Source organism: uncultured Fretibacterium sp., from assembly GCF_938030725.1.
Classification (GTDB): Bacteria; Synergistota; Synergistia; order Synergistales; family Aminobacteriaceae; genus Fretibacterium.
On sequence record NZ_CALHIQ010000141.1, the window covers coordinates 1 to 1739 of the forward strand.

The window sequence follows — 1739 nt, forward strand, 5'->3', positions numbered from 1 at the left end:
GAAGAAAACGTCGGGGCGTGCGGCTACGTACTTATCCATGCCCACCTCACCGCCAAAACTGTGGACGGTCTGAATCCAACCCGTTTCGATAGCCGGGATCAGCGTTGGACAGGGGTTCAGGATAAAGTGCGTACAAACCTTGCCCTTCAAACCCAACTCCTCGCCGTAAGTGGGCAGGATGAGCTCAAGGGCCGAGGTGTCGTAACCGATCCCATGATTTACGGCTTTGATGCCGTACTCCGCATAGATACCCTTCAGGACCATCATCGCCTTCAACACCCTGAGGTCGGATATCTTGGCAGGATCGCGGGTGAAGAGAGGTTCGATGTAATACGGCTTGGGAGATTGAACCACAAAATCCACGAAATCTCCGGGGATGTCCACTCGAGGCAGCTTGTCCGTAATCTCGTTGACCTGGACGATGACGATGCCCTGGCGGAACTTCGTCGCCTCTACGATAACGGGCGTGTCCTCGGTGCTGAAGCCCGTATAGAGGTTGCCGTGGATATCGGCCGCATCGGCGACCACCAGCGCCACGCGCGGCGTCAGGTCCAGGAAATAGCGCCCATAGAGCTCGAGGTACGTATGGATCGCCCCAAGCTCCAGTTTGTCCGCATTCAGCAGCTCTGCGATGCGCCCCGCCTGGGGGCCGGAAAAGGAGAAGTCCAGCTTTCGGGCAATGCCCTTCTCAAACACGTCAAGGTGCTCGGGAAGGGTCAGGACGGACTGCACCATGTGCAGGTCGTGCACGACGGAAGGGTTGACGCTGCAGAGGCACTGTGCCAGGAAGTCCGCCTGCTTCTGGTTGTCCCCCTCAAGGTTCACGCGGTCCCCTGGACGAATCACCGCCTCCAGGAGCGCCACAGCATCGTCCGCCTTGACGATCTTGCCGCCGCCCGTAACCTTCGCCGCCTGCGCCAGGCGCCTCTCCGTGTCGGTCTTCAGCGTGTCCCATCTGCGTGAAGTATCGCGATTGACCATTTAGTTTTTCACCCCTGTGAACCTCCGCCACCTCTGGAGGCTGGAGGAATCGATCAGCCAAAAACCATTCCAGGGCAGATTGAACCCCTTTGGGCGACAAGCGAGATGCCGCAGCTCCTAATGAAGAACGGCGCCATGACGTGTGTTCCCGACAAAGGGGACCCGTCATGGCACCGGGAAGCTACCGTCGTCTACTTGTCAAGCATCGTCCCAAACATGGCCTTCAGCTCGGAAGTCTTTTCGATGGTGTAGAGGGGTATCTTCTTCTCCTCGCATAATTTCGTGAAGAACCCGTCGGCGTTGCCATCGGAGCGGACGATCACGTAGCTGGCGTCGCCTGCAAAGTCGAGGAAGGGAACGGAGTTCGGCCCGCGACGGTCGTTGCCGCCAATGTGCATGGCCAGGATGAATACGTTGTTCTCCTTGGCTTTCTCCACGAGGGCCTTGCAGCGCGCCACCTCGCTCGGAATGTCGAGCCCGGCAGCGCCAAGCCCCTTACCGCTTCCGCCCAAGACGGCGATCATCGTCTTGACCTTGGACCAATCCACCGCGTCCGCCGCCGCCGTCATGTTGTAGTCCAGGTCATACTTCTTCAGCATCAGGTTGACGAAATTGGCGTCCTGGCTCTGACCGAAGGGGGTCAACAGGATGGACTCGCTGATCTTCGGCAGTTCCGGATTCTCCACAGCAAAAACAGCCGAGGAAAAGGCCAACAACACCGCACAGGACATCGCCACAATCAAAAGTTTTTTCACCTT

The 1739-nt window shown here is 58.3% G+C and carries 2 protein-coding genes; both read right to left on the bottom strand.

The features are described 5' to 3' along the window. On the bottom strand, nt 1–981 hold a 981-nt coding region (locus tag Q0629_RS08090), incomplete at its 3' end, for a malonate decarboxylase subunit alpha (RefSeq protein ID WP_298781184.1). Between the two features lie 191 nt (nt 982–1172). Then, nucleotides 1173–1625 carry a DUF6305 family protein gene (locus tag Q0629_RS08095; RefSeq protein WP_298781188.1) on the bottom strand — a complete coding sequence of 151 codons (453 nt, stop codon included), beginning with the start codon at nt 1623–1625 and terminating at the stop codon, nt 1173–1175. Nucleotides 1626–1739 lie beyond the last annotated feature (114 nt).